Below are 22,559 nucleotides of genomic sequence, written 5' to 3'. Positions count from 1 at the left end.
GGAACAAGGTCGGTTCACGGTCAGGTCCCGGTCACTTCCGGGTCAAAACACGGCCGCACCGCGAGGGTTGCCCGTGTCAATGCCGTCGACTACATTTCACCCCAACCCTCCAGAAATTCACCCTATGGGGTCGTTACCTGGCGTAAAAGCGCCAACTCGGCGGGAATGTGTCATTTCATGCACGCAACGGGCAGGTAACGAAAAATTGACCCAACCGGTACGCCCCGGGGGCAAACTGACGCCGCTGCCCAGGTTTAACCCGGTACGCGCCCGAACGGCCGACCCATGGAGGGTGACGCACGTGACGCTCGACCCCGCACCAGGTTCCACCTCAGGCCTCGTCGTCTGCGTAGGCCTCCCTCCGGACCAGATCATCGAGATCGCCCACCTCCTGCGCGGGCGCGCGACCGTGCTCGCCACGCCGGACGCCGAGGGCGCCCGCGCCGTGCTCGCCAACCCCGCGCCGCCGCGTGCCGGCGGCAGCGGACGGCACGTCGGGCCGCCCGCACGCTTCTCCAACCCCGGGCCCTCGGAGGACCACGCGTACGGCCGGCAGGTGCCCGACCAGCCGGACGAGCCCGCCGGCACCGACAACCTCACGGAGCTGCCGCCCCGCCCGCCGCTCGAGCTGCTGCCGGGCGCGCTGTCGGCAGAGCGGTCCGAGGCACCGCCGGGCCGGCGGTTCCGGCCGACGTCGGGGGCCCTGGCACAGACCGCGCCCGCGCCGCGCCGTCCGGCGTCCGGCCCGCTGGCGGTCGTCGCCGGCGCCGTGCGGACGGTGACGGGCGCGCTGCCCGCGGTCACCGGTGCCGTCCCGATGGTCGCCCCGCCGACGCCGCGCCCGCTCGTGGCCGGTCCCCTGCTCGTGGACCTCGCGGGCCGCGAGGTCACCACGCGCGGCCGGCGCGTGTACCTGTCCGCCCGGGAGTTCGACCTGCTCGCCACGCTCGCCCTGGAGACCGGCCGGGTGTGGACGTTCGCCGAGCTCACGGCCCAGGTCTGGCAGCTGCCCTACCTCGGCGACTCCGACCCGGTGACGTCGGCGGTCAAGCGGCTGCGCAAGCGCCTGGCGCCGGTGCGCGAGGTCGAGGTCGAGTCCGTGCGCGGCATCGGTTACCGGCTCAAGGTGCGGGTGTAACGGTCTCCCGGCGGCAGCTCACGCACCCGTCACGAGCCAGCGGTCGCCCCGCGCGCGCCAGCCGGTCGTCACGGCCCGAGCGGCCGTGAACACGCCGGCGAACGCGAACCACAGCCAGGCGAGCCCCTGCGCGCCCTCCGGTGCCCAGGCGGCGACCGCGAGCGCGGCGGGCAGGTAGACCACCAGCGTCGCCATCCCGGCCCACGCGAGGTAGCGCCCGTCACCCGCGCCGATCAGCACACCGTCGAGCACGAAGACCCAGGCCGCCATCGGCATCAGCAGCCCGCACACCGCCATGGCGAGGGCGACGGCGACCCGCACGTCCGGGTCGGCGGAGAAGAGCGGCGCGATCCACCAGCCCGTCGCCGCGAGCACGACGCCGATCCCCGCGCCGGCCCCGACGCCCCACCGCAGGCAGCGGCGCAGCACGGTGCGCACGCGCGCGACGTCGCCCGCGCCGAGCCCGTGCCCCACCAGGGCCTGGGCCGCGATGGCCAGCGCGTCGAGCGCGAAGGCGACCAGGGCCCACAGCGAGCTGACGACCTGGTGGCCGGCGAGTGCGACGGCGCCGAGGTCGGTGGCCACGACCACCGTGAGCAGGATGGCGGCGCGCAGGCTGAGCGTCCGGATCACGAGCGGGACCCCGGCCCGGGCGCCGGACAGGATGCCCGCCCGGTGGGGGCGCAGGCTCGCACCGCGGGCCCGGGCACCGCGCACGACGATCACCCCGAGCGCGACCGCCATGAGGACCTGCGTGACGGCGGTGCCGAGCCCGGAGCCGGCGATCCCCAGGCCCGCGCCGTAGACGAGCACGATGTTGAGCACGGTGTTCAGGACGGCGCCCGCCACCGCGACGACCAGCGGGGTGCGCGTGTCGCGCAGGCCGCGCAGCACACCGGTCGCCGCCTGCACCAGGAGCATCCCGGCGAGGCCGGGGGCGGACCAGCGCAGGTAGGTCACGGCCTGCCGCGCGACGTCGCCGTCGGCGCCGAGGGCGGTCACCGTCGCCGGTGCGGCGAGCAGCAGGCCGACGGCGAGGACCGCGCCGATCCCGAGCGCGAGCCAGAGACCGTCGATGCCCGACTGCAGCGCCGCACGCTCCTTGCCGGCACCCGTGAGCCGGGCGACCGACGCCGTCGTCGTGTACGCGAGGAAGATGCACAGCCCCACGACGGTGAGCAGCACGTTGCTCGCCAGGGAGAGGCCCGCGAGCTCGGCGGTGCCGAGGTGCCCGACCACCGCGCTGTCCACGAGGACGAAGACGGGTTCGGCCACGAGCGCGCCGAGCGCGGGGATCGCGAGGGCGAGGATCTCGCGGTCGATGGACCGCCCGGAACCGGGGGTGTGGCGTGACTCGCCCAACTTTCTTTCCTCCACAGGCTGGGATTTACGTCGATGCAGGTCAGAGGGGATGGTGATGTTTTACACAGGGGTTATCCACAGCTGGGGACAGGGTTGTCCACCCGCTGTGCACAGCCCTGGGCCACCTTTCCACATGGATGTACACAGGCTTGTCCACAGGTCTCGTTGCGTTCGGTTGCGCGGGGGCCTAGCGTCAGCGAAGCCTGCAGACCGGTCAGGCATCCGCGGGGAAGGGTGGCACACGACACGAGGGCGTGTCGTGCCTGGCGTCCCGGGGGGTGTCAGTGGTGGAGGGTAGAACAGGTGTAGGACGGCGAGCGCGTGCGCAGCGTGGGTCGGAACGTCGTGAGCGGTGTCGTGAGCCGAGGAAAGCAGGAGGTGCGGATGTCGATCGAGGAGCTCGAGTCGAGCTATACCGGGGGCGGCCCCGGCTTCGACCGCACCCCACCGCAGGACGTCGCGGCGGAGATGAGCGTGCTGGGCGGCATGCTGCTGTCCAAGGACGCGATCGCCGACGTCATCGAGCAGATTCGCGGCAACGACTTCTACCGCCCCGCGCACGAGGCGGTCTACGACGCGATCATCGACCTGTACGGACGTGGCGAGCCGGCCGACGCCATCACGGTGGTCGCGGAGCTGCAGCGGCGCGGTGAGCTGGGCCGGGTCGGCGGCGCGCCCTACATCCACGACCTCATGGCGGGCGTGCCCACCGCGGCCAACGCCGGGTACTACGCCAAGATCGTGCGCGAGCGCGCCATCATGCGCCGCCTCGTCGAGGCGGGTACCCGCATCGTCCAGATGGGCTACGCCACCGACGGCGGCGACGTCGACGACGTGGTGAACAACGCGCAGGCCGAGGTCTACGCGGTGACCGAGCGCCGCGCGGCCGAGGACTACCTGCCGCTCGCGGACATCATCGGCCCCACGTTCGACGAGATCGACGCCGCCCAGGGCCGCGGCGAGGGTCTGACCGGGGTGCCGACGGGATACTCCGACTTCGACCGCCTGACGAACGGCCTGCACTCGGGCCAGATGATCGTCGTGGCCGCCCGACCTGCAGTCGGAAAGTCCGTTTTAGGTATCAATGTCGCTTCTCACGCGGCGATCCACCAGAACATGGCGTCTGTCATCTTCTCCCTGGAGATGAGCCGCAACGAGATCGTCATGCGAATGCTCGCGGCCGAGGCCCGGGTGCCGCTCACCAAGATGCGCAGCGGCAACATGGACGACGGCGACTGGCAGAAGCTCGCCGCCACCATGGGCAAGGTGTCCGACGCCCCGCTGTTCATCGACGACTCGCCGAACATGTCGCTGATGGAGATCCGGGCCAAGTGCCGGCGTCTCAAGCAGAAGCACGACCTCAAGCTGGTGGTCATCGACTACCTCCAGCTCATGTCGTCGGGCAAGCGCGTCGAGTCGCGTCAGCAGGAGGTCTCCGAGTTCTCGCGGTCGCTCAAGCTGCTCGCGAAGGAGCTCGAGGTGCCCGTGATCGCGATCTCACAGCTGAACCGTGGCGCCGAGCAGCGCAGCGACAAGAAGCCGCAGATGTCCGACCTGCGTGAGTCCGGCTCCATCGAGCAGGACGCCGACGTCGTGATCCTGCTGCACCGTGAGGACGCCTACGAGAAGGAGTCACCGCGCGCCGGCGAGGCCGACCTGATCGTGGCCAAGCACCGTAACGGCCCCACCGACGTGATCACCGTGGCGTTCCAGGGCCACTACCAGCGCTTCGTCGACATGCAGGTGTGACACCATCACCCTGGCTCGGTGGCTCAGAGGTTGAAGTACCCCGCCGCGGTAGCCAGCACCTCGTCCGCGCGCTCGGTGCCGACGAACCCGTGCGCCGCCCCGTCGAGCACCTCGAGGCGGCACTCGACACCGTCGCGCTCGCACACCGCCGCGAAGGTTCGCGCCTCCGGCAGCAGCGAGTCGAGGCTGCCGACGACGACCAGCGTGGGCGGCAGACCCGTGGCCGACCCCTCCAGGTGCGGAGCGTCCGCGAGGTCGGTGACACGCGCCCAGGACCGGAAGGCGTACTCGGAGAGCTCACGGCCCGGACCGCCGGGCAGGGTGTCGTCATAGGCACCGAGCGTGAGGTCGAGGTTCGGGTTGGTGAGCAGCAGGCCGGCCGGCCGGTGGGCCGCACGTCCGGCCGCGAGCCGGGCGACCGCACCGCCCGCGGAGTCACCGGCGAGGACGATCCGGGAGCAGCCCGTCGCGGCGAGCGCTTCCAGCCCAGCCAGGGCGTCGGCGACGGAGTCGTCCAGGGACGCCTCGGGCGTGAGGCGGTAGTCCACCGCCAGCACGACGACGCCGAGGGTCTGAGCGGCCTGCCGGCAATACCCGTCCTGCAGGTCCAGGTCACCGAACAGCCCGAAGCCGCCGTGCAGGAACACGAGGCCGGTGCCGTCCGCCGCCGTCGTCGTCGGTGCGTACCGGCGCATCGGCACGCCGTCGTGCCGCTCGTCGGTCACCGTGCCCGCGAACGGCCGCCGCGGGCGGCCCACTGCCCGCTCGTGTGCCTCGCGGCGCAGCCGCGCCACATCCACCCCGCTCATGCCGCGACGATACCCACGTGCACCACCACCCGCCCTGCCCCAACCCAGCCCGCCGGGATCAGCCGGCGCGCGTCAGCTGAACTGTTCCAGGCCGATCGTCGCCAGCAGGTCGAGCTGCCCCGCGGCCTCGCTGCCGGGCGCTGCGGTGTAGACGAGCAGGCGCAGGTCGCTGTCACGGACCGTGAGGATGTTGCACTCCAGCGTGATCGGGCCGAGGTCGGGGTGCAGGAACGTCCGGGTGACCGGCGCGGGCTGCGGCGGCACCCGCTGCTCCCACAACGTGACGAACTCGGGGCTGACCTGCTGGAGGTCCGCGATGAGGCCGCGCAGCAACGAGTCCTGCGGGTAGCGCACCCACGCCTCGCGGAGGTCGGCCACGACCTCGAGGCGCAGCAGGCGCTCCTCCTCGTCGGTCCGCACGTAGCGCGTGGGCGTGTTCATGAACGTGGTCCAGGCGAGGTTCTGCTCACGGTGCGGCAGCACCGTCGTGTCGCCCGTCAGCGCGTAGCCCATGCCGTTGGAGACCACGCACTGCCACGACGCGTCGACCACGGTGACGGGCGTGTCGGTCAGGCGGTCCAGGATGCGCTGCACGCTGGCCGTGATGTGGCGCTTGATCTGCCCCGGCAACGGCTCGGCCTGGTCGGCGAGCCGGAAGAGGTGGGCGCGCTCCTGGTCGGACAGCCGCAGCACCCGGGCCAGCGACATCAGCACCGGACCCGAGGGCTGCCCGGCACGGCCCTGCTCCAGGCGGGCGAGGTACTCGACGGAGAGTCCGGCGAGCTCGGCGACCTCCTGACGGCGCAGACCCGGCACCCGCCGGCGCGGGCCGGCGGACAACCCGGCGTCGGCAGGCGACACCCTGTCGCGCCAGACGCGCAGGCTGCCTGCCAGCTCACGGGAGTTCACGACCATGTACCAGTGGTACCACGCGCCACGGCCCGGAAGGTGGCCCTGCCAGTACGCCCCTTGAGCGGTCTCTTCTGCCGCGGCGGGCGCGGAGCAAGACTCGTCGGCATGAGCACTGACACGACAGGAACGCAGACCGCCGGCATGACCGCGGAGGAGCTGCGCGACTTCTACCGCCGCTACATCGAGCTGGCGAACACCCGTGACTTCGACCGCATGTCGGAGTTCGCGCACGACGAGGTCATCATGAACGGCACCCCGGTGGCCCGGGACGACATGGTGGCCGAGTTCCGGCGGCACACGGACGCCGTCCCCGACCTGCACTGGGAGGTCCAGGAGCTGCTGGTCGACGGCACCCACGTGGCGGCTCGCCTGATCGATACCGGCACGCCGGTGGCCGAGTGGAACGGCCTCGCGCCGACCGGTGCGACCGTCACCTTCGCCGAGACCGCGTTCTACGAGGTCGTCGACGGCCGGTTCAAGCACATGTGGTACCTCATGGACGGCGTCGCGCTGCAGACCCAGCTCGCCTCCTGACCGACACACCCCGACACACCCGCCGAGATCTGGTCATGCACGACCAGATCTCGGCGCGGACACCAGATCTCGGCGTCTCCGGGGGCGGGTGAGTGGGTGGCGGGCTAACGTCGGGGCAGGTCAGGCACCCGCCGGGCCGCACCATCAGGGCCGCCCATCAGGGCAGCACGAGGAGGACGAGCGATGGGTCTCTTCGGCCGGCGCGCACCCCGCACCCTGCCGGACACCGTGCAGCAGCCAACTCCGACCGAACCGGCCGAGAGCGCGTCTGCGCGGCTGTGGTCCGACGGGTTCGGCCGCGTGGGCACGCGGTCGCTGCAGATCCTCGCCGTGGTCGCCGTCGTCGCCGTCGCCGGGTACGTGGGCACGCGCCTGACGCTCGTCGTCATCCCCGTGCTCATCGCGCTCGTGCTGGCCGCTGCCATCTCCCCGCTCGTCTCCCTGCTGCGCCGCCGTGGCCTGCCCTCGATGCTCGCCACCTGGATCGCCCTGCTGGCGCTGGTCGCGCTGCTGTCGGCGATCGTGTGGCTGGTCGTGCGGGCCGTGGTGAACCAGTGGGACGAGCTGCAGGCCCAGGCGCTCGACGGGTTCGACTCCCTGCAGACGTACGTCCAGGACCTGCCGTTCGACATCTCGGACGAGCAGATCGCGTCGGTCCGCGACGCGGCCGTGGGCCTGCTGCAGTCGGACGCCGTGGGGTCCGGCGCGCTGGCCGGCGTCTCCCAGACCGCCGACTTCGTGGCGGGCTTCTTCATCATGATCGTCGTGCTGTTCTTCTTCCTGAAGGACGGCCCGGCGATGTGGGAGTTCCTGCTGCGGCCCTTCGAGGGGCACCGGTACGAGCGCGGCCGGCGCGTCGGCGCGGCGACCATCAGCACGCTGGGCGGCTACGTCCGGGGCACGGCGATCGTGGCGCTGGTCGACGCGGTGGGCATCGGTATCGGCCTCGCGATCGTCGGCGTGCCGCTGGTGATCCCGCTGTCGGTGCTGGTCTTCCTGCTGGCCTTCATCCCCCTGGTGGGCGCCACCGTCGCCGGCATCCTCGCCGCCCTGGTGACCCTGGTCGCCGTCGGCCCCGTGGAGGCACTGATCGTGGTCGCGATCGTGATCGTCGTGAACCAGCTCGAGGGGGACTTCCTGCAGCCCGTCGTCATGGGCCGCACCCTGCGCCTGCACCCGCTGGTGATCCTGTTCGCCCTGACCGCGGGGACCGTGCTGGTGGGTATCACGGGTGCCGTGCTCGCCGTGCCGATCGCCGCGTCGATCTGGCGGGCGATCCAGGTGTGGGACGGCCCGGACCTGCCGGCGAGGTTCGCCCGCCAGAAGCGCGCCGAGACCGTCTGAGCCGCCCGCACCGGTGCGGGGCGCGTGCTGGCGGCCGACGTCGGTCCTCTGCACCCGTGCGGCAGTGAGCTCGGTCGGTTGTCTCGAGATCGGTACTTCAAGGGACCGATCTCAGGGCAACCGACCGAACCCGCGCCCGGGCAATATGCAACCGACCGAACCGCCGCACGGGGAGCCCTACCGCCAACCCTCACGCCCCACCCACGACTGGCCCCACCCACGCCGACGTCGGTCCTCTGCACCCGTGCGGCAGTGAGCTCGGTCGGTTGTCTCGAGATCGGTCCTTCAAAGGACCGATCTCAGGGCAACTGACCGAACCCACGCCCGGGCAATACGCAACCGACCGAACCGCCGCACGGAGAGTCCCCACCGACCGCGACTGGGCGCGGCCGGCCAGGGGTGCGCCGTTCCGCCGGCGGTCTCAGAGCCGCGCGTAGCGGGCGCGGGCGAACGAGTAGGCCCCGTACGCCGCGATGCCGAGCCCGACGACCAGCAGCAGGACGACGCCGAACGGCTGGTCGCGAAGCGTGTGCAGTGCCTCGTCGAGGCCGCCGGCCCGCTCCGGGTCGGTGGTGACCGCCGACGCGATCACGAGGCCGCCGACCACGCCGAGCGCGATCCCCTTGGCCACGTAGCCCACCTGTCCGAGCCGCACCACCGCCTGCCCGACCGCGCCACCGCCCGTGCCCTTGAGGTCCTCGAGGAACTTCTTCCGGGCGCCCTTGACCACGTGGTAGACGCCGACACCCACGATCACCGCGCCCGCGACACCCACGATCCAGGGGCCACCGGGCAGGGCCAGCACGCGTCCCGTCAGGCTCTCCTCGCTGCCCGAGCTGCCGCCTGAACCACCGCCGCCCTGCGCGTACCGCGCGCTGCTCACGGCGAGCACGCCGTAGAGCACGGCCTTGGCCACGCTCTCGGCCCGTTCCGCGGCCTGGTTGTCCGCGTTCGGCACGCCGACGACGGCGGTGGTGAGCTGCCAGAGCGCGAGCGCGCCGAACCCCACAGCGACCGCCCAGAGCACCGCGTCGCCGCCGGGCATCTGCGCCAGCGTGCCGAAGGCTCCGGACTGGTCGGCCTGGCCGGACGACCGGCCCAGCGTGAGCTGGACGGCGAGCCAGCCGATGAGCAGGTGCAGCACGCCCGAGGCGGCGTACCCGCTCCGGGCCAGGGCGCGGACCGCGCCGTTGTTCCGGGCGCGCCGGGCGGCACCTGCGGGAGGCGAGGACTGGGGGGACATGGGGGACACCTCCGTCTGGCCGCACGGGGGACTGCGGCGACCTCCACATTCGCGCATTTCACCTGAATTCGCATGCGCGGGGCGGACGGCGTCAGCCGTCGGTGCGCTGCAGCGTCCGTTCCAGGAGATCGAGGGCCTCGCGGATCTCCGCCTGCTGCGGGCCGCTCAGGGCTCCGACGGTGAGCCGCTCCAGCTCCGTCCACGCGCGCTCGACCTGGGGACGCAGGGCGAGGCTCGCCTCGGTGGCCTCGACGATCAGCACACGCCGGTCGGACGGCGACGGCGAGCGCCGGACCAGGCCGTTCCGTTCGAGCCGGCTCAGGCTGCGTGCGACGGTCGGCGCATCCCAGTCGATCGTCTCGCCGAGGTCGACCTGCCGCTGCGGACCGTCCGCCCACAGCGTCATCAGCACCAGCTCCTGGCCCGGGTGGAGGCCGGTCTCGCGCAGCAACCGCCCAGCCAGAGCCTTGTGCAGACGGGCGACCCGGAAGACCGCGTGGCTCAGCGGGCCGATCGAGGAGACGCTCATCGCGTCAGCCTACGCGCCGCGAAAGTTGGCCGGACAAGGAATACGGTCCGGCCCTTTGTTGTTCGGCCAAGTATCTGACCGCACGACCTGGAAGAGACACAGATGACCACCGCTTTCGAACCGCTCGCCGCCGGCCGCCTCGCACTGCGCAACCGGGTGGTGATGGCGCCGATGACGCGCCGGCGGGCCTACGGCACCCTCCCGACGACGGACACCGCCGACTACTACGCCCAGCGGGCCGGGGCCGGCCTCGTCGTCACGGAGGGCATCCAGCCGTCCGCGATCGGCCAGGGGTACGTGGACACGCCAGGGCTGCACACCGACGAGCAGGTCGCGGCGTGGCGCCGGGTGACCGACGCGGTGCACGAGGCGGGCGGCACGATCGTCGCGCAGCTCATGCACACCGGGCGCATCGGGCACCCCGCCATCACGGAGGCCGTGGGGCACGGCCCGCTCACGCCGGTCGCGCCGTCGGCCGTCCCGGCGGCGGGTCGCGTCCACACCCCGGACGGCCACCGGGACCCCGTGGTGCCGAAGGCGCTCACGGCCGAGGACATCGAGCGGACGATCGCCGACTTCACCGACGCCGCGCGCAAGGCGATCGTGGCCGGCTTCGACGGCGTCGAGATCCACGGGGCGAACGGCTACCTGCTGCACCAGTTCCTCGCCACCAACACCAACCAGCGCACCGACCGCTGGGGCGGCTCCCCCGAGAACCGCATCCGGTTCGCCGTCGAGGTCGCCCGGGCCGTGTCGGCCGCGATCGGAGCCGACCGCACCGGGCTGCGGATCTCGCCCGCGAACGGGCTCGGCGACACGGTGGAGGACGACCACCGGGTGGTCTACCCGCTGCTGGTCCGCGAGCTGGACACGCTGGGCCTCGCCTACCTGCACCTCGTCGAGGCCGGCGACCCGGGCCTGACGCCCGTGGTGCGCGACCTGTGGTCCGGGACGCTGATCCTCAACCCCGCCGACGCCGACACCGCGGCACACCCCGCGCGCGTGGGCCTGGTGGCCGACGGCGTGGCCGACGCCGTCTCGTTCGGCCGCCTCTTCATCGCGAACCCCGACCTGGCGCACCGGCTGGCCACCGGTGCCCCGCTGGCCGAGCCCGACCTGACCAAGGCCTACGGCGGGGACCACACCGGCTACACCGACTACCCGGCCCTCCAGCCGCAGCTCGTCTGAGCCCCGACGGCCACCGCAGGACACCGACCGATCCGGAAGGAGCACCACCATGCGCGCATACCGACTCACCTCCTACGAGCCCGACGGGTTCGCCCTCACCGACGTGCCCGAGCCCGCGACCGGACCCGGACAGGTCAAGGTCCGCGTGGAGCAGATCGGCGTCAACCCGCTCGAGTGGAAGATCCGCAAGGGCTACGTGCCCCAGATGGTCACCCTCCCGCTGGTGCTCGGCACCGACGTCGCGGGCACCGTCGTCGAGACCGGACCCGGCGTCGACGACCTCACGGTGGGTGACCGCGTGGCCGGCTTCGTCGACTCCGGGGCGTACGCCGCCCTGGCGGTGACGCGCCGCGAGCGCGTCACCCGCGTACCCGACGGGCTCGACCTGGTGTCCGCGGCCGCCCTGGTGACCGCGGCGGAGACGGCCCGGCGCGCGATCGACCTGCTGGACCTGGCTCCCGGGTCGACCGTCGTGGTCAACGGCGCGGCGGGCTCGGTGGGCAGCGCCGCGGTGCAGCTCCTCGCGGCGGCCGGGCACCACGTGGTCGGGACCGCGAGCGCCGCCAACCACGACGTGGTCCGGTCGTGGGGTGCCACGCCGGTGACCTACGGCGAGACGATGGTGGAGGAGCTGCGCGCGGCGGCGCCCGGTGGCGTCGACGCCGCGGTGGACACGGCGGGCCGGGACTTCGTGGCCCGCGTGGCGGACCTGGTCCCGGCGCGGCGTGTCGTGACGATCACCGACTTCGCCGCGGCGCAGGCCGGGGCGATCGTGACGGCGGGCGACCCGGCGCGGCTGACCGCCGAGGCCATCGGCCCGGTGCTCGCGCTGGCGGCGCAGGGGAGCTTCGCGGTCCGGATCGACTCGGTGCACCCGTTCGAGGACGTCGACCGGGCGCTGGCCCGCAGCGAGCAGGGCCACCCCGCGGGCAAGGTCGTCCTGTCGAGACCGACCGCCTGAGGCGGCGGGGCGCCGTCAGGCGCCGTGGTCGGTGACGGTCTCGCAGACCGCCACCGGCTCGCCGTCGGCGAGCAGACGGGCCGTGAGGCGTACGCCCCGGAGGTCACCGAGGGCGTCGTCCTGCGACGCCTGCACCTCGACGTCGTGGCGGTCGCCGTCCGGGCCGAGGCTCCGGGTGTGCAGGGTGTCCTCGCCCTCCACCGTCCCGTCGGTGGAGCCGGTCCCGATGTCCCAGGACTCCGTGAACCCGCGGGAGGGCCCGCCCTCGGGCGGGCGAGCGTCGAGCTCGACGCGGTACCCGACGTCGCGCGCGGACGCGGCGCTCGTCCAGGTGAGGCGGGCCACCGGCTGGACCGTGCGCGTCTCGCGCACGGTCCACAGCCGGCGCTCCCCGCTCGTCCACACGGATCCGCTCAGCGTGATGGTCCCTGTGGTCAGGGCCGGGCCCGTGCCGTCGATCTCGCAGGTCGCGCCGATCTCCAGGCTCGACGTGCCCTCGCTGCCGAGGGGCACGCATCCGTAGCCGAGGCCGAGCACGCAGACCACCAGGGCCGCCGAGTACAGGACGATCCGGGGCCGGCGCGGCAGGTCGGGTACGGCCGGCACCACCACGGTGCCTGTGATCGAGTCGGCGAACGTCTGCCGCCGCCGGTGCCACAGGGGGCGCAGGTACCCGATGAACAGCATGGCGTCGAGCAGGTGCAGCAGCCAGCGTCCGATCGTGCGCCCGACGCCGATCGGTTCCCGCGTCGCCGCGTCGACCACCCGGATGCCCGCCACGAGCTTGCCCGGCGTCCATCCGGTCGTGCCCTGCAGCACCAGCAGGACCAGGGCGACTCCGACGGGCACGAGGACGAGCGGGTCACTGGGCCAGCTCGCGCCGTCGGCCCCGAGGACAGGCGTCAGGGTGGGCTGTACGAAGCCCGTGCCGAGCACGAGCCAGACGACGCCGGCGAGGATCGCGTCGTCGAGCACGGCGGCGACGACCCGGTGGAGCCACGATGCGTACCCGGGCTCGACGCCGCCGACGGCGTCGTCCGCGGTGACCTCACCGGCCGGCGGGGCGTCGGCCGGCCGGGTCCCCTCGCTCGTCGACATGACCGGATCATGCCAGCGGAGACCTCCGTTGACCAGGAAGTCCGCGGATGCCGGGCCCGCCCTACCGCGCGCCCACGGTCACTGGCCCACCCGGCCGTCGACGCGCTCGCGGAGGAGGTCGGCGTGGCCGCAGTGCCGCGCGTACTCGACGATCTGCGACATGATGCCGTCCCGCACCTGGAGGTCGCCGCCCTCGGGACCGAGGTCGGAGACGCCGGTGTTCCACGCCGAGAGGTCGGTGATGCCGGCCAGGTACCGGTCGGTGGCGGCCGTCTCGGCGCGCCACTGCCGCCACGCGTCGTCCACCACCGCCTGGTCCGCGACGGCGCCGGTCCACTCCGCCTCCCGGTCGTCCTCGGTGCGGTACAGCGGCGGTGCGTCCTCGCCCGCCATGACGCGCCGCAGGTGCCGCTCGCCGTCGGTCAGGTGCCGCAGCAGGCCCAGCAGGGACATGGTGGACGGCGGCGCCGAACGGCGGGCGAGCTGCTCGGCGTCGAGCCCCGCGCACTTCATCTCGAGGGTCAGCCGGTAGTACCGCAGGTACTCGAGCAGCATCCCGCGCTCGTCCGTGGGCGTCTGGGCGGTCTCGCGCGGGTCGTCGTCCGGGTCCGTCCACATGTCGGGGAAGACGGTCGCGCTCGTCCAGCGGCTGGTCTCGGGCTCCTCGGCCTGTTCTCGTGGCTCCATGCGCCCAGGGTGACCCCGGTCACAGCCGGGACGCCACGTGATTTCGTCACCCCTGGTATTCGTCACCCCTGGTATTCGTCACCCCTGGTAGCGGAACGCGTCCCACGCGCCGAGCAGGTACTGGATGCCGAGCGCCCGGTCGTACAGGCCGTAGCCGGGGCGGGGCTTGTTGGTGGTGTTCTCGTCCCAGAGGTGGCGACCGTGGTCGGGGCGCACGTAGCCCTGGTAGTCGGCCTCGGCGTACGCCTTCATGATGCCCGTGGTGTCGACGCTGCCCTCCGCCGCCCGGTGCCCGACCTCGGTGAAGTCGCCGTTGTCGAAGTGCTTGATGTTGCGCACGTGCGTGAAGTGGATCCGGTCCATGAACGTGCGCACCGCGTCGACGGCATCGTGCTCCGGGTTGGCCGAGAAGCTGCCCAGGCACAGCGTGAGGCCGTGGTACGGGCTGGGGTGCAGGTCGAGGACGCGCGCGAGGCGCTCCTTGCTCGAGACCACGCGCGGCCAGCCGAAGACGTCGAACGGCGGGTCGTCCGGGTGCACGCCGAGCTTCACGTCGGCCTCCTCGCACGCGGGGACCACGGCGTCGAGGAAGTACCTGTAGTTCGCGTACATGTCCTCGTGCGTCACGCCCTCGTACGCCGCGTTCAGCTCCTGGAAGCTCGCCAGCCGCTCGGGCTCCCAGCCCGGGAGGGTGAGGCCGTGGGTGTTGGCCTCCATGTCGGCGATGAGGCTCTCGGGCGACATCCGGTCCACGACGGCCTTCTCGTAGTACAGCGCGGTGGAGCCGTCCGGCAGCGGGTGCCACAGGTCGGTGCGCAGCCAGTCGAAGACGGGCATGAAGTTGTAGCAGACCACCTTGACGCCGGCCCGCCCCAGCCGGCGGATCGTCGTCACGTAGTTCTCGATGGCCTCGTCGCGGCTCAGCCCGAGCACGGTGCGGCCCAGCTTGATCGACTCGTGGACGTTGACGGACTCCACGACCTCGGCGTCGAACGTCCGGGTGACGCCGCGGGCGCGCGCTTCGTCCGACAGGCCGGTGATGCGCGCGACCTCCGCGTCGATCTCCTCCTGCTCCCACACCTCGCCGGCCTGCTTGTGGTGCAGGCTCCACACGATGGTCTCCACGCCGGGTATCTGGCGCACCTGGTCCAGGGTCACGGTGTCGTTGCCCTCGCCGTACCAGCGGAAGCCCATCTTCACAGCGGTTCTCCTCGTCGTCGTCCCGGTCGTCGTCGCCCGGGCGTTCTTGTATACATCATGCCCGCCCCGGCGGGCGGGGCGGGCACGGTGTTCGGGGACCGGACGGGTTCAGACGGCGGTAAACCGCAGCCGCAGCCGGAAGGGCGTCGCACGCAGCCGGGCGTCGGGCAGCACGCCCGGTCCGCAGGCCGCGCTGCCCACGCCGTGCTGCGCGGCGTCCAGGTGCAGCCAGAGGCGGCCGTCGGGCACCAGCTCGTGCGGGTGGGCCGCCCGGTCCAGCGCCTGGTCGGACCAGGGGCGCAGCGACAGCTCGATCCCCTGCCGGGTCGACGCACCCACCGTCGTGTCGCCGGCGTCGATCCGCAGGCCGGAACCGTCGGCGAACGTCAGGACGGCGCTCGTGACACCGCGCCGCGCGCCGTTCTCCTGCGGATGGGTGTACGGCGTCTGCCAGTCGGTGACGGTGTGCTGCCACGCACCGCCGAGCGCCGCCCGCGTCGAGTCCGCGTACGACTCCTCCGGCCCCAGGCCGGCCCACCGCACGCCCGTCCCGGCCGCCTCCGGCACGTCGAGCGCGAGCAGCAGACCCAGGCGGGCGACGTTCTCCGGTGCAGGACCCTCCGGGCGGACGTCGACCACCAGGTCGACGGCGTCGTCCCCCGCGCCGGACGGCTGCCAGCGGGTGCGGACGTCGAACCCGGTGCGGACCGCCGGCCCGGACACCCGCGAGGCCACCTGGAGCGCCCCGTCCGGGAGCGTCTCCACACCCGAGACCCGCTCACCGAGCAGCGTCAGGCCCGCCCGGTACCAGGTCTGCTCGTCGGACTGCCCCTGGCCGCGGCCCGGCCGGCGGTCGTTGTCGGTGGGCGCGCGCCAGGCGTCCACCCGGAAGGCGTGCACCGTGCGGCCCGCGAGCTCGAGCAGCTCGCCGCGGGCCCCGAGCAGGGCCGGACCGGCGCGGAACCCGCCCTCGTCCGTCGCCGTCACGCGGCCCGACGGCGCCGCGAGCGGCGCCCGGTCCACGAGCAGGAGCTGGCCCGCGCCGAGCACCAGGCCCGGCTCCACCCAGCCCTCGTCGAGCGCGTCGGCCTTGTCCTGCACCGCGCGCACGGTCCACCACACCGGCTCCGGGCCGGGGTCCGGCAGCATCAGGTCCGCGGGTGGCCGCACGACCGCCTCGGTCCCGGGCTCCAGCACCAGGTCCAGCGCGCCCGCCGCGAGCTCGTCCGCGCCCCGGTGCAGCGTCCAGCGCAGCTCCACGTGGCCGGTGTCGCGGAACGCGTAACGGTTACGCACCAGCAGCGAGCCGTCGTCCCGCGCGTCGACGCGGACCGGCGCGTACACCGCCGCCAGCTCGACCAGGCCCGGCGACGGCGTGCGGTCGGGCAGGAGCAGGCCGTCGGCGATGAACGTGCCGTCGTGCAGCGCCTCGCCGAAGTCACCGCCGTACGCGGCGAACTCGCGGCCGGCGTCGTCGGTACGCGTGAGCCCGTGGTCGATCCACTCCCAGACGAACCCGCCCATGAGGCGCGGGTAGCGGTCGAAGAGCGCGTCGTACTCCGACAGGCCGCCCGGCCCGTTGCCCATCGCGTGCGCGTACTCGCACTGCACGAACGGCAGGCCCCGGCGGCGGCCGTCGGCGTCGGCGCGCTCGAACGGGGGCTCGATGCCCTGGCCGATGAGCTCGACCTCCTCGGTAGGGGCGTACATCCGCGAGTAGACGTCCACGTGCTCGCTGGACCAGTCGCCCTCGTAGTGGATCGGCCGCGTCGGGTCGAGCTCGCGCACGGCCTGCGCCATCCGCGCGACGTTCTGGCCGGTCCCCGCCTCGTTGCCGAGCGACCACATGATCACGCTGGGGTGGTGCGCGTCGCGGCGCACCATCCGGGTCACGCGGTCGACGAGCACGTCGGTCCAGGCCGGGTCGTCGGTCGGGTTCGCGACCCAGCCGTCCACCTCGAACCCGTGCGTCTCCAGGTCGTTCTCGTCCACCACGTACAGGCCGTACCGGTCGCACAGGTCGAGGAAGCGGGGGTGCGGCGGGTAGTGGCTCGTGCGCACGGCGTTCACGTGGTGCCGCTTCATGAGCAGCACGTCCTCCAGCATCCGCTCGGGGGTCACCGCACGGCCGCGCAGCGGGTCGAACTCGTGCCGGTTGACGCCGCGCAGCTTCACGGGGCGCCCGTTGACGAGGAACACGCCGTCCTCGATCGCCACGGTACGGAAGCCGGCCGCGAGCGTGACGGTCTCGGTGTCCGTCGCGACGACCACGTCGTACAGCCGCGGCCTCTCGGCGCTCCAGGGCTCGACCAGGGCCGTCAGCTCCTCGCCGGACCGGCCCTCCAGGCCGAGCTCGGGCACCGTCACCCGCGCGTCCACGACCCCCTCCGCGCCGACCACGGCGGCCGCGTCCACCCGCAGCGTGCCCGTGCCCGAGGTGTGGTCGTAGGCCGCGTGCACCCGCACGTCGTCGAGCCCTCCGTCGGGGCGGTGCTCCAGGCTGACGCCACGGAAGATGCCCGAGAGCCACCACTGGTCCTGGTCCTCGACGTACGACAGGGCCGACCACTGGGTCACGCGGACCGCGAGCACGTGGTCCGCGCCCGGGCGCAGGTGGCCGGTCAGGTCCACCTCGGTGGGCAGGCGGGAACCGTGCGACGTCGCGAGCAGCTCACCGTCGAGAGCCACCTGGAACCAGGAGTCCACGCCCTCGAACCGCAGCACCGTGCGGCCGTCGGCCGGCCAGTCCGCGGGCAGCCGGACCGTGGTGCGGTACTCGCCGGTCGGGTTCTCGTCGGGCACGTGCGGCGGGTCGACCGGGAACGGGAAGACGACGTTCGTGTACGCCGGCGTGCCGTACGGCCACGTGTGCGGGGCCCCCGCGAGCTGCCAGTGGCCGGGCACCGCCAGACGGTCCCAGTCCGTACCCGGGTCGGCACGGTCCACGCCGGTGTCGGCCCGCGGGAACAGCCGGAACCGCCACTCGCCGTCCAGCGACACGACCGGTGCGTCACCCGAGCCGGCCGGCGGGCGGAACCGCGGCGGGACGACGCCGTCCGGCGTGGCGACGGACTCGTGGGCAAGGGTCATGGCTCCTCCAGGCGGCAGCGGTCGGGGGACGCGGGCGGACGCCCGTCGCGACGCTACACCGGGACCCGTTCAACGTTGAAGTGCCTGCCGCCGACGTGCCCGCCCGGGAGGCGACCCGCCGCAGCCCGACGGACCATGGGCAGATGACCGGCCTGCTGCGCGCCGTCCGCTCCGCGGTGGCGCCCCTGACGCGGACGCGGCTCTTCCGCGCCGTCGGCCCCGTGCTGCTGCCGCCGGCCGAGCGGGCGCTCGCGCGGGTCTCCGGCGGGCGGCTGCAGGTCAGCGCGCTCCTGGTGCCGTCCCTCGTGCTGCACACGACCGGGGCGCGGTCCGGCGAACCCCGCTCCACCTACCTCATGTACACGCCCGACGGCCCGGGCCGGGCGATCGTCGCGGGCTCCGCGTTCGCGCAGGACCGGCACCCCGCGTGGACCTACAACCTGCTGGCCCACCCCGACGCGAGCATCAGCGTCGGGGGACGCCGCATCCCCGTGCGCGCGACACTCGTGGGCGACGACGAGCGGGACGCGGTCTGGGCACGGATCGAGCGCCAGTGGCCCGGGTACCGCGGCTACGAGCGCACGTCCGGCCGCACGGTCCGGCTGTTCCGCCTCGAACGCCGACCCGGCACGTAGGCCTACCGGACCTCCTGCCGCCCCAGCGCCTCCGCCAGCACCCGCGCACCGGCCGGGAACGCGCCGGGGTCCGGACCCGCGTAGCCGAGCCGCAGGTACGCGCCCGTGGGCTCGGCGGGGAACCACTCGTCACCCGCCGCCACGACCACGCCGGCCTTCTCGCAGTCGCGGACCAGCCGCGGCAGGTCCGTGGTGTCGGGCAGCCGCACCCACAGGTTCAGCCCGCCGGGCGGCACCTCGACCCGCGCCTGCGGCACGTGCTCGCGGAGCGCCCCCGCCAGCAGGTCGCGGCGGGCCGCGAGCTGCTGGCGCAGCCCGCGCACGTGCGTGCGCCAGGCGGGCTGGGTCACCACGTCGAGCGCCGCCACCTGCAGCAGGCCGCTCACGTACATCGACTCGGCCTGCGCCCCGGCGAGGATGCGCTCCCGGGCCGGGCCGCGCGCGACCAGCCCCGCCACCCGCAGCGCCGGCGAGACACTCTTGGTCAGGGAGCGCAGGTAGACCACGTGCCCCGCGTCGTCGCGCGCGGCGAGGGGCACCACGTCCTGGTCGATGCCGAAGTCGTGCGCCCAGTCGTCCTCGATCAGGTAGGCGCCGTGCCGGCGCACCAGGCGCAGCACCTCGTCGGCGAGCCCGGTCGACCAGCGGGCGCCGGTCGGGTTGGCGAAGTGCGGCTGGGCGTAGAAGGCTCGGGCGCCGGTCTGCTCGAACGCGCGGGCGAGCGCAGCGGGATCGGGCCCGTGCGGGCCGCTGGGCACGGGCACCACCTCGACACCCACGCGTTCGGCGGCGAGGAGCGCGCCCCAGTACGTGGGCGACTCCACGAGCAGCGGCCGGCCCGCACCGACCAGGGCGCGGAAGGTGATGCCGAGGCTGCTCTGGCTGCCGGGGAAGACCACGACGTCCCCGGGCGCGGGCGGCGCGACGCCGACGGGCGTGGCGGCGCCGAGCTCGGCCGCGAACCACGCCTGCAGCCCCGGCAGGCCCGCCGCGGGGGACCGCGTGACGGCGGCGTCACCCCGGGCGGCCCGGGCGAGGGCCGCCCGGACCAGGCGCTCGGGCAGCAGCTCACGGTCCGGGTATCCGGAGTGCAGGGCGACGGCGTCGTTCGGCGCAGGGTGCTGCGCCCGGGGCAGCGGCCGGCCGGGTGCCGGGCGCGGGCCGAGCGCCGCCGTCTGCCAGCCGTAGTCGTGCGGCCGGGCCGTGCGCACCGCGCGGACGAACGTGCCCACGCCCGGCCGCGTCTCGACCGCACCCTGAGCCACGAGGGTGCGCAGCGCCTTCTGCACGGTGACGGGACTGGCCGCGTACCGCTCCACGAGGGCGCGGCTGGACGGCAGCCGCGCACCCGGCGCCGCCGTGGCCAGCCAGTCGCGGAGGTCGTCGACGATGCGGGCACTGCTATCGTCATTCATGAGACCAGACAGTAGCGCTACCCTCTCCGCGCCCGCCCCGCTACCCACCGTCCGCGCCGGCCTCGGCTGGGGCCTGCTCGGGGTCGCGGCCTTCTCGTTCACGATCCCCTTCACCCGCCTCGTGGTGGACGACGCCGGCATGTCGCCCCTGTTCGTGTCCTGCGGACGCGCGGTCGTCGCCGCCCTGCTCGCGGCCGTCGCGCTCACGGCCACCCGCCAGCGCCGTCCGCGGGGCACCCAGTGGGCGCGGCTCGCGGTGGTCGCGGCCGGTGTGGTGGTGGGCTTCCCCGTGCTGACGTCGTACGCCTTGACGACCGCGTCCGCGAGCCACGGCGTCGTCGTCGTCGCGCTGCTCCCCGCGGCCACGGCGGTGCTCGCCGTGCTGCGGGTGCGGGAGCGCCCGCCGGTCTCGTTCTGGGCGACGGCCGCGCTGGGCGCGACGGCGGCCGTCACCTTCGCCGTCGTGCAGGGCGGCGGGCCGAGCGGCGGACAGAGCGGCCTGCACGCCGCGGACCTGCTGCTGCTCGGCGCGGTCCTGGCGTGCGGCGTCGGCTACGCGGAGGGTGGTCTGCTGGCGCGCGAGCTGGGGGCGTGGCAGACCATCTCCTGGGCGCTCGTGCTCGCCGCGGCGCCGATGGCGGTGCTCACGGGCGTCTCGCTGGTGCGCCAGCCGCCGTCGGGCGGACCGCTGGACTGGGCGCTGTTCGGCTACCTCGGCGTGGTGAGCATGTTCCTGGGCTTCGTGGCCTGGTACCGCGGCCTCGCGATCGGCCCCATGGCCCAGGTCAGCCAGGTGCAGCTGGTCCAGCCCGTCCTGGGCGTCGGGTGGGCCGCGCTGCTCCTGCACGAGCAGGTCGGCGGGGTCACGGTGCTCGGCGGGGCGGCCGTGGTGCTCTGCGCGGCCGGTGCGGTCCGCACCCGCCTGCGGCCGCCGCGCTGACGTGCGCGGCCCGGCGTCGGGCAGACTGGGCACACACCCGACCTGCCTCCGGAAGGATCCCGCATGCCCCCGAAGTCCCGCCTGGGCCGCCTGTTCGCCGTCGTCGCCTGGATCGAGGCGTTCACCTGGGCCGGGCTGCTCGTGGGGATGTTCCTCAAGTACGTCACGGAGACCACCGAGGCGGGGGTGTGGCTGTTCGGGCGGCTGCACGGCGGGGCGTTCGTGCTCTTCGGCGTGGTGACGCTGGTCGTGGCGGTCCGGCTCCGGTGGGGCTGGTTCCGCACGCTCGTGGCGCTGGCCTCGTCCGTGCCGCCGCTCACGACGCTGCTCGCCGAGCGGTGGCTCGAGCGCTCGGGTCACCTCGCCGACCCGGCGCACCGGACGGACTCCACGCGCCCGGCGGACGACGCGGACTTGAACCTCACGTCGCGTGAGGCCGCACGCTGACGGTATGACAGACATCTACCCCGCGAGTGCCGAGGCGCAGCACCTGCGGAGCTGGGCATCGAGGGGCCCACGTCATGACCCTGCAGGAGCGCCGGGCGGGATGACGGACGCGCGGGCCGGGGTGCGGCCGGGCAGCGCGGCGGCGAACGAGCTCGCCGAGCGGCACCGGGCCTCGGTCGGCGCGTACTTCGACTGCGCGCACTCGATGCAGGTCTGCCTGGGTCGCCCGTTCGTGACCGACCCGGGCTACCGCGCGTTCTACGACGGCGTCGCGCCCGGCCTGGCCGTGTGGCTCCGCGACGTGGTCGACGCCAACGCCCGGGCGCACGGCGTCGACCCGGAGGCGGCGGTGTGGGAGTAGCGGGTGTGGGCTAATGCACGTGCCCTTCTCGCCCTCCGTGGCATAGCATCGAGAGGTCGGCCGGGTGGCGAATCACCCCGGCCGTCTCCACCGGACACAGGAGCGAGAGATGCGGGAACTCACCGCGGGATGCGGGGCGGCCGTCCAGGCCTGCTCGGGCAGCACCCGTACCCGCGTCGCGACTCCCTGAGACCGGCCCGGCAGCCACGCCGTCGTGCGTGCGCCGGTCGTGTGTCGGAGGGCGGGCGCGGCGTCGTCCCCTGCCCTGCCGCCCGCCGGACCGGTGCCCTCCCTGCCGAGGTGACCGTGGCGTCGTCGTGCACGAACGTGCCGACGGCGAGCGCCGGCGGCGGCCTCCGAACGACCGGAAGCCGAAACCTGATGAATCCCCTGACCGAGAAGCAGATCCGCGCGTCCTTCCTCAACGCGAGCAAGCGGGAGGCCGCCCAGGCCACCCTGCCCGACCTCGACGCCCTCGACTGGGAGCGCCTGGACTACCTGGGCTGGCACGACCGCAAGGCGCCGCTGTCCTCGTACGTGGTGCTCGAGCTCGACGGTGCGCCGACCGGGGTGCTGCTGCGCTCCTCCGACGCCAAGACGGGCCGCGCCCGCGGCAAGGGCGTCTGCGCGTGGTGCGAGGACGTGGTCGTGACCGACCAGGTGTCGCTGTACGTCGCCCGCCGTGGCGGCGCGGCGGGCCGCAACGGCAACACGATCGGCACGCTGATCTGCACCGAGTTCACGTGCTCGCGCAACGTGCGGCGCACGCCCACCTTCACGGAGGCCGGCAACGACCCCGCGATGCGTGAGCTGATCACCGACCGGCGCATCGCCGGTCTGCGCGAACGCGCCGCGCGGTTCGTGGCAGAGGTCGGCAGCACGCGCTGACCTTCGCGTCGGGCGCACAGGTCCCTGAG

At 73.6% G+C, this 22,559-nt stretch carries 21 protein-coding genes; 11 read left to right on the top strand and 10 right to left on the bottom strand.

Annotated features, from left to right (window positions below; all coding sequences use genetic code 11):
* Positions 1–301: 301 nt before the first annotated feature.
* On the top strand, positions 302–1,138 hold the full coding sequence (locus APR03_RS25390; protein WP_253839860.1) for a winged helix-turn-helix domain-containing protein: 837 nt from the start codon (positions 302–304) through the stop codon (positions 1,136–1,138).
* An 18-nt stretch (positions 1,139–1,156) separates the two neighbouring features.
* Here the strand turns inward: APR03_RS25390 and APR03_RS24075 are convergent, their stop codons facing one another.
* Positions 1,157–2,500: an MATE family efflux transporter gene (locus APR03_RS24075; protein ID WP_253839858.1), complete on the bottom strand. Its 1,344-nt coding sequence runs from the start codon at positions 2,498–2,500 to the stop codon at positions 1,157–1,159.
* 384 nt (positions 2,501–2,884) lie between these two features.
* Here APR03_RS24075 and dnaB point away from each other — a divergent pair, with 384 nt between their 5' ends.
* A complete protein-coding gene (dnaB, locus tag APR03_RS24070) occupies positions 2,885–4,249 on the top strand; it encodes a replicative DNA helicase (protein ID WP_253839856.1) in 1,365 nt (454 codons plus the stop codon).
* A 23-nt stretch (positions 4,250–4,272) separates the two neighbouring features.
* Here the strand turns inward: dnaB and APR03_RS24065 are convergent, their stop codons facing one another.
* Both APR03_RS24065 and APR03_RS24060 read right to left on the bottom strand, forming a co-directional pair.
* A complete protein-coding gene (locus tag APR03_RS24065) occupies positions 4,273–5,058 on the bottom strand; it encodes an alpha/beta hydrolase fold domain-containing protein (RefSeq protein WP_253839854.1) in 786 nt (261 codons plus the stop codon).
* Positions 5,059–5,130: 72 nt separating this feature from the next.
* Entirely contained in the window at positions 5,131–5,973 is an 843-nt protein-coding gene (locus APR03_RS24060) for a helix-turn-helix transcriptional regulator (protein WP_253839852.1), read from the bottom strand.
* Positions 5,974–6,075: 102 nt separating this feature from the next.
* Between APR03_RS24060 and APR03_RS24055 the strand changes: the two genes are divergently transcribed.
* Together APR03_RS24055 and APR03_RS24050 are read left to right on the top strand one after the other, a co-directional pair.
* Positions 6,076–6,504 carry an ester cyclase gene (locus tag APR03_RS24055; RefSeq protein WP_253839850.1) on the top strand — a complete coding sequence of 143 codons (429 nt, stop codon included), beginning with the start codon at positions 6,076–6,078 and terminating at the stop codon, positions 6,502–6,504.
* A gap of 183 nt (positions 6,505–6,687) precedes the next feature.
* Positions 6,688–7,848 carry an AI-2E family transporter gene (locus APR03_RS24050; RefSeq protein ID WP_253839848.1) on the top strand — a complete coding sequence of 387 codons (1,161 nt, stop codon included), beginning with the start codon at positions 6,688–6,690 and terminating at the stop codon, positions 7,846–7,848.
* Between the two features lie 421 nt (positions 7,849–8,269).
* On the opposite strand, the gene APR03_RS24045 is transcribed toward APR03_RS24050, so the two are convergent.
* The gene (locus APR03_RS24045) at positions 8,270–9,091 is read right to left on the bottom strand and encodes a DUF1206 domain-containing protein (RefSeq protein ID WP_253839846.1); all 822 of its coding nucleotides are present in this window, start codon (positions 9,089–9,091) and stop codon (positions 8,270–8,272) included.
* 91 nt (positions 9,092–9,182) lie between these two features.
* Entirely contained in the window at positions 9,183–9,620 is a 438-nt protein-coding gene (locus tag APR03_RS24040) for a MarR family winged helix-turn-helix transcriptional regulator (RefSeq protein WP_253839844.1), read from the bottom strand.
* Between the two features lie 102 nt (positions 9,621–9,722).
* On the opposite strand from APR03_RS24040, the gene APR03_RS24035 reads away from it, so the two are divergent.
* Positions 9,723–10,808, top strand: coding sequence for an alkene reductase (locus APR03_RS24035; protein WP_253839843.1), 1,086 nt, complete (start codon positions 9,723–9,725; stop codon positions 10,806–10,808).
* A 49-nt stretch (positions 10,809–10,857) separates the two neighbouring features.
* The gene (locus tag APR03_RS24030; protein ID WP_253839842.1) at positions 10,858–11,769 is read left to right on the top strand and encodes an NADP-dependent oxidoreductase; all 912 of its coding nucleotides are present in this window, start codon (positions 10,858–10,860) and stop codon (positions 11,767–11,769) included.
* Positions 11,770–11,784: 15 nt separating this feature from the next.
* On the opposite strand, the gene APR03_RS24025 is transcribed toward APR03_RS24030, so the two are convergent.
* The 4 genes from APR03_RS24025 to APR03_RS24010 all read right to left on the bottom strand — a co-directional run bounded on the left by APR03_RS24025 (position 11,785) and on the right by APR03_RS24010 (position 17,844).
* Positions 11,785–12,867 carry an RDD family protein gene (locus APR03_RS24025; protein ID WP_253839841.1) on the bottom strand — a complete coding sequence of 361 codons (1,083 nt, stop codon included), beginning with the start codon at positions 12,865–12,867 and terminating at the stop codon, positions 11,785–11,787.
* Between the two features lie 78 nt (positions 12,868–12,945).
* A complete protein-coding gene (locus tag APR03_RS24020) occupies positions 12,946–13,554 on the bottom strand; it encodes a DinB family protein (protein WP_253839840.1) in 609 nt (202 codons plus the stop codon).
* Between the two features lie 78 nt (positions 13,555–13,632).
* Entirely contained in the window at positions 13,633–14,748 is a 1,116-nt protein-coding gene (locus APR03_RS24015; protein WP_253839887.1) for a mannonate dehydratase, read from the bottom strand.
* A gap of 114 nt (positions 14,749–14,862) precedes the next feature.
* Positions 14,863–17,844, bottom strand: coding sequence for a glycoside hydrolase family 2 TIM barrel-domain containing protein (locus tag APR03_RS24010; protein WP_253839839.1), 2,982 nt, complete (start codon positions 17,842–17,844; stop codon positions 14,863–14,865).
* Between the two features lie 143 nt (positions 17,845–17,987).
* Between APR03_RS24010 and APR03_RS24005 the strand changes: the two genes are divergently transcribed.
* A complete protein-coding gene (locus tag APR03_RS24005) occupies positions 17,988–18,479 on the top strand; it encodes a nitroreductase family deazaflavin-dependent oxidoreductase (RefSeq protein WP_253839837.1) in 492 nt (163 codons plus the stop codon).
* A 2-nt stretch (positions 18,480–18,481) separates the two neighbouring features.
* On the opposite strand, the gene APR03_RS24000 is transcribed toward APR03_RS24005, so the two are convergent.
* Entirely contained in the window at positions 18,482–19,894 is a 1,413-nt protein-coding gene (locus tag APR03_RS24000) for an aminotransferase-like domain-containing protein (protein WP_253839836.1), read from the bottom strand.
* Between APR03_RS24000 and APR03_RS23995 the strand changes: the two genes are divergently transcribed.
* The 4 genes from APR03_RS23995 to APR03_RS23980 all read left to right on the top strand — a co-directional run bounded on the left by APR03_RS23995 (position 19,893) and on the right by APR03_RS23980 (position 22,530).
* Complete coding sequence (locus APR03_RS23995) at positions 19,893–20,834, top strand: DMT family transporter (RefSeq protein WP_253839835.1); 942 nt, start codon at positions 19,893–19,895, stop codon at positions 20,832–20,834. The two genes, APR03_RS24000 and APR03_RS23995, sit on opposite strands and share 2 nt — an antisense overlap.
* Positions 20,835–20,897: 63 nt before the next feature.
* Positions 20,898–21,281 carry a DUF3817 domain-containing protein gene (locus tag APR03_RS23990; RefSeq protein ID WP_253839834.1) on the top strand — a complete coding sequence of 128 codons (384 nt, stop codon included), beginning with the start codon at positions 20,898–20,900 and terminating at the stop codon, positions 21,279–21,281.
* Positions 21,282–21,381: 100 nt separating this feature from the next.
* Entirely contained in the window at positions 21,382–21,642 is a 261-nt protein-coding gene (locus tag APR03_RS23985) for a TipAS antibiotic-recognition domain-containing protein (protein ID WP_253839833.1), read from the top strand.
* Positions 21,643–22,023: 381 nt separating this feature from the next.
* Complete coding sequence (locus tag APR03_RS23980; RefSeq protein ID WP_253839832.1) at positions 22,024–22,530, top strand: FBP domain-containing protein; 507 nt, start codon at positions 22,024–22,026, stop codon at positions 22,528–22,530.
* The last annotated feature ends 29 nt before the right edge of the window (positions 22,531–22,559 follow it).

It is taken from the genome of Promicromonospora thailandica (assembly GCF_024171955.1).
Classification (GTDB): Bacteria; Actinomycetota; Actinomycetes; order Actinomycetales; family Cellulomonadaceae; genus Promicromonospora; species Promicromonospora thailandica.
The sequence above is the reverse complement of the archived record's forward strand: the minus strand, read 5'-3'. Positions and strand labels throughout refer to the sequence as shown.

Excerpts from the sequence above, each read along its gene's own strand:
- dnaB (WP_253839856.1), top strand. The coding sequence starts at position 2,885 with ATGTCGATCGAGGAGCTCGAGTCGAGCTATACCGGGGGCGGCCCCGGC.
- APR03_RS24065 (WP_253839854.1), bottom strand. The coding sequence starts at position 5,058 with ATGAGCGGGGTGGATGTGGCGCGGCTGCGCCGCGAGGCACACGAGCGG.
- APR03_RS24060 (WP_253839852.1), bottom strand. The coding sequence starts at position 5,973 with ATGGTCGTGAACTCCCGTGAGCTGGCAGGCAGCCTGCGCGTCTGGCGC.
- APR03_RS24055 (WP_253839850.1), top strand. The coding sequence starts at position 6,076 with ATGAGCACTGACACGACAGGAACGCAGACCGCCGGCATGACCGCGGAG.
- APR03_RS24050 (WP_253839848.1), top strand. The coding sequence starts at position 6,688 with ATGGGTCTCTTCGGCCGGCGCGCACCCCGCACCCTGCCGGACACCGTG.
- APR03_RS24045 (WP_253839846.1), bottom strand. The coding sequence starts at position 9,091 with ATGTCCCCCCAGTCCTCGCCTCCCGCAGGTGCCGCCCGGCGCGCCCGG.
- APR03_RS24040 (WP_253839844.1), bottom strand. The coding sequence starts at position 9,620 with ATGAGCGTCTCCTCGATCGGCCCGCTGAGCCACGCGGTCTTCCGGGTC.
- APR03_RS24035 (WP_253839843.1), top strand. The coding sequence starts at position 9,723 with ATGACCACCGCTTTCGAACCGCTCGCCGCCGGCCGCCTCGCACTGCGC.
- APR03_RS24030 (WP_253839842.1), top strand. The coding sequence starts at position 10,858 with ATGCGCGCATACCGACTCACCTCCTACGAGCCCGACGGGTTCGCCCTC.
- APR03_RS24025 (WP_253839841.1), bottom strand. The coding sequence starts at position 12,867 with ATGTCGACGAGCGAGGGGACCCGGCCGGCCGACGCCCCGCCGGCCGGT.
- APR03_RS24020 (WP_253839840.1), bottom strand. The coding sequence starts at position 13,554 with ATGGAGCCACGAGAACAGGCCGAGGAGCCCGAGACCAGCCGCTGGACG.
- APR03_RS24015 (WP_253839887.1), bottom strand. The coding sequence starts at position 14,748 with ATGGGCTTCCGCTGGTACGGCGAGGGCAACGACACCGTGACCCTGGAC.
- APR03_RS24010 (WP_253839839.1), bottom strand. The coding sequence starts at position 17,844 with ATGACCCTTGCCCACGAGTCCGTCGCCACGCCGGACGGCGTCGTCCCG.
- APR03_RS24005 (WP_253839837.1), top strand. The coding sequence starts at position 17,988 with ATGACCGGCCTGCTGCGCGCCGTCCGCTCCGCGGTGGCGCCCCTGACG.
- APR03_RS23995 (WP_253839835.1), top strand. The coding sequence starts at position 19,893 with ATGAGACCAGACAGTAGCGCTACCCTCTCCGCGCCCGCCCCGCTACCC.
- APR03_RS24000 (WP_253839836.1), bottom strand. The coding sequence starts at position 19,894 with ATGAATGACGATAGCAGTGCCCGCATCGTCGACGACCTCCGCGACTGG.
- APR03_RS23990 (WP_253839834.1), top strand. The coding sequence starts at position 20,898 with ATGCCCCCGAAGTCCCGCCTGGGCCGCCTGTTCGCCGTCGTCGCCTGG.
- APR03_RS23985 (WP_253839833.1), top strand. The coding sequence starts at position 21,382 with ATGACGGACGCGCGGGCCGGGGTGCGGCCGGGCAGCGCGGCGGCGAAC.
- APR03_RS23980 (WP_253839832.1), top strand. The coding sequence starts at position 22,024 with ATGAATCCCCTGACCGAGAAGCAGATCCGCGCGTCCTTCCTCAACGCG.